Origin of the sequence: Kineococcus vitellinus, assembly GCF_009906315.1 — a bacterium.
GTDB classification, from domain to species: Bacteria; Actinomycetota; Actinomycetes; order Actinomycetales; family Kineococcaceae; genus Kineococcus; species Kineococcus vitellinus.
The window spans coordinates 1-3410 of the sequence record NZ_JAAALL010000386.1 but is presented as its reverse complement, the minus strand read 5'-3'; the positions used below and the strand labels follow the sequence as shown (position 1 = coordinate 3410).

The following is a 3410-nucleotide window of genomic DNA, read 5'->3' as shown; positions in this document are numbered from 1 at the left end:
CGTGGCGCTCGCGCGCGCGCCGCGCGGCCTCGGCGAGGCGCTCGCGGCTGACGTTGAGGTAGTGGTTGTAGATCGCCGCCGCCGTGGAGGCGATGACGCTGCCGGCCGCCGCACCGACCAGGGTGCCGTAGGAGCCGAGGCTCTTCAGCCCGGCCAGCAGGAAGGCGGAGGTCACCGCCGCGAGGGCGCCACCGGCGATCTGCAGCCAGTTGATGGTCAGGGTCCTGCGTTCTTCGGTCTGCTCGCTCATGCCGCCACCCATCGTCCCACTCGACGCGCCCGGCCTCCGCCGGTGCAGGGGTGCGTCCTGTGAAGACCCCGCGCACGAGGACGACCGCACGGGACGCCCGCACGGGTCCGCGGCGGGGCCGCGCGGCCCGGTGGCCGAGCAGGGGGGGCTCGGCCAGAGTGTCGCCATGACGATCCTCGTGCAGGACCTCAACCAGTGGAAGGGCGCCGCCGTCCTCGACCCGGCCGACGACAAGATCGGGACGCTCGCGTCCGTCTACGTCGACTCCGCGACCGACGAGTGGCTCTTCGCCGCCGTGGAGACGGGCCTCGTGGGGTTCAAGAAGACGGTGCTGGTGCCGCTGGACCAGGCCGCCGTCGGCCGCCACGACATCCGCGTCGCGCACACCAAGGACCTCGTCAAGGCGGCTCCGGCCTTCGCCACCGACGAGGAGCTCGGCCCGGACGACGAGCCGCGCATCTACGCCCACTACGCGATGGAGTACTCCCCCGCCCAGACCCCCAGCGGCCGGCGCCTGGCCCGCCGCTGACCCCTCGCGCCCGCCGCCGGTGGTGATCTTCCACGGTGCACCGTGGAAGATCACCACCGGCGGCGGGGGCGTCAGGTGCGGGCGCGCTGCATGGCGTCGCTGACCTCGCCGACGAGCTCCTCGATGACGTCCTCGAGGAAGACCACCCCGGTGACCTGCCCGCGGCCGTCGACGACGCGGGCCAGGTGCGCCCCGGTGCGCCGCATGGCGGCGAGCGCGTCCTCGACCTCCTCGGCCTCGCCCAGGGTGCCCAGCTGGCGGATCCGCTTGTCGGGCACCGGCTCGTGGTAGCGGTCGTCGTCGGCGTAGAGGATGTCCTTCAGGTGCAGGTAGCCCTCCAGCTCCCCGGCCGCGTCCAGGACGGGGAAGCGGCTGTAGCCGGTGCGGGCCACCAGCGCCTCGACGTCGGCGGGGGTCGCGCCCACGGGCAGGGTGCGCAGGTCCTCCAGCGCGACGGCGATCTCGCCGACGCTGCGGTCGGAGAACTCCAGCGCACCGGTGACCAGGCCGCCGGTGTCGTCGAGGGTGCCCTCGCGCTGGCTCTCGGCGACGATCGACTGCACCTCCTCGACGGTGAACGCGCTGGACACCTCGTCCTTGGGCTCGACGCCCACGGCGCGCAGCGCGGCGTTCGTCAGGCCGTTGAGGGCCCGGATGAGCGGGCCGATGACCCGCCCGATGGCCACCAGCGGCGGCCCCAGCAGCAGCACGGCGCGGTCGGGACCGGCGATGCTGAGGTTCTTGGGGATCATCTCGCCGACCACCACGTGCAGGTACGTCACCGCGGACAGCGCGATGACGAGCGCGACGGGGTGGATGAGCACCTCGGGCAGGTGGACGGCGTGGAACAGCGGCTCCAGCAGGTGCGCCAGGGCCGGTTCGGCGACCGCCCCCAGGCCCAGCGAGCACAGCGTCACCCCCAGCTGGCAGGCGGCCAGCATGAGCGAGACGTGCTCCATGGCCACCAGCGCCGAGCGGGCGCGGGCGCTGGTCTCGGCCAGCGGCTCGATCTGGCTGCGGCGCGCGGAGAGCACGGCGAACTCGGCGCCGACGAAGAAGCCGTTGCCCAGCAGCAGCAGGACGGCGACGAGCAGGGACAGCTCGGTGCTCACCGCTCACCCCCGGAGGCGTGCGCGCGGGCGGAGCGGGCGCCGTGCGGGCGCGGGGCGCCGTCGCGGGCGGCTGGCGCACCGGAGGCACCGGCGGCGCCGGCGGGGTGCGCACCGCGGGCGGCGGGTGCCGCGGCACCGCCGGTCGCGCCGGGCGGCTCGGGCGGGTCGGTCGGCACCGGGCGCGGGCGCAGGCGCAGCCGCTCCACGCGACGGCCCTCCATGCGCACCACGCGCAGCACGGCGCCGTCGACGGCGACCTCGTCGCCCACGGCGGGGATGCGCCGCAGGCGGGCCATCACGAAGCCGGCGACCGTCTCGTAGGCGTGGTCGTCGGGCACGTCGGTGCCGGTGGCGTCGCGGACCTCGTCGGGGCGGGCCAGCCCCGGGACCGTCCAGGAGCCGTCGCGGTGCTGGCGCAGCCCGCCGCGGTCGCGGTCGTGCTCGTCGGAGACGTCGCCGACGAGCTCCTCGACGAGGTCCTCCAGCGTGACGACGCCGGCGGTCCCGCCGTACTCGTCGACGACGACGGCCAGCTGCAGGCCCTTCTGGCGCAGCTGCAGCAGCAGCGGCTCCAGGCGCAGCGAGTCCGGCACCCGGCGCACGTCGGCCATGAGGGCCGCGGCCGGCACGTCGGCGCGCCGCTCCTGGGGGACGGCGACGGCGGCCTTGACGTGGACGACGCCGCGCACGTCGTCGTCGTCGTCGCCGGTGACGGGGAAGCGCGAGTGCCCGGTGCTGCGGGCGCGGGCGACGACGTCGGCCGCGGTCTCCTCCAGGCGGATGGCCTGCATGCGCACCCGCGGGGTCATGACGTCGGCGGCGGTCTGGTCGCCGAAGAGCAGCGTGCGGCTGAGCAGGTTGGCGGTGCCCTCGTCCAGGGTGCCCATGTCGGCGGAGCGGCGGACCAGCGCGGCCAGCTCGCGCGCCGAGCGCGCCCCGGACAGCTCCTCCTGGGGCTCGACGCCGATGGCGCGCAGGAACTTGTTGGCGCTGCCGTTGAGCACGACGATGAGCGGGCCGATGGCCCACGTGAAGCCGCGCTGCAGCGGCGCGACGACGCCCGCGGTGGGCAGCGGCAGGCTCAGCGCGAGGTTCTTGGGGATGAGCTCGCCGACGACCATCGAGAAGGCGGCCGCGACGGCCACGCTGGCGACGACGCCCACGGTGTCGGCCGTGGGGTCGCTGAGCCCGGCGGCGCGCAGCGGGCCGTCCAGCAGGGTGGCCAGCGACGGCTCCACGAGGTAGCCGACGAGCAGCGTGGTGAGGGTGATGCCCACCTGGGCGCCGGACAGCTGGGTGGACAGGGTGCGCAGCGCGGGCAGGACCCCGGCGGCGCGGCGGTCACCGTCCTCCACGGCCTTCTCGACGATGGAGCGGTCGAGGGTGACGAAGGCGAACTCGGCGGCGACGAAGACCGCGGTCCCCAGGGTGAGGAGGATGCCGAGGAGGAGCAGGAGCCACTCGATCAGCACGCCGCCTCCGCGCGTGGGGCCGGGGGTCCGGAGCGGCTGGGACTGGG

At 75.3% G+C, this 3410-nt stretch carries 3 protein-coding genes and 1 pseudogene; 1 reads left to right on the top strand and 3 read right to left on the bottom strand.

Annotated features, from left to right (window positions below):
* Positions 1-250, bottom strand: a pseudogene (locus tag GTQ99_RS21280) (hypothetical protein); the annotation flags it as partial.
* A gap of 166 nt (positions 251-416) precedes the next feature.
* Here GTQ99_RS21280 and GTQ99_RS21275 point away from each other — a divergent pair.
* Complete coding sequence (locus tag GTQ99_RS21275; protein ID WP_166617695.1) at positions 417-779, top strand: PRC-barrel domain-containing protein; 363 nt, start codon at positions 417-419, stop codon at positions 777-779.
* Positions 780-850: 71 nt separating this feature from the next.
* On the opposite strand, the gene GTQ99_RS21270 is transcribed toward GTQ99_RS21275, so the two are convergent.
* Positions 851-1891, bottom strand: coding sequence for a CNNM domain-containing protein (locus tag GTQ99_RS21270; RefSeq protein WP_166617694.1), 1041 nt, complete (start codon positions 1889-1891; stop codon positions 851-853).
* Positions 1888-3363 (bottom strand): CNNM domain-containing protein, encoded by a 1476-nt coding sequence (locus GTQ99_RS21265; protein WP_166617693.1) that lies wholly within the window; start codon positions 3361-3363, stop codon positions 1888-1890. Before GTQ99_RS21265 ends, GTQ99_RS21270 begins: the two co-directional genes overlap by 4 nt.
* Between the last annotated feature and the right edge of the window lie 47 nt (positions 3364-3410).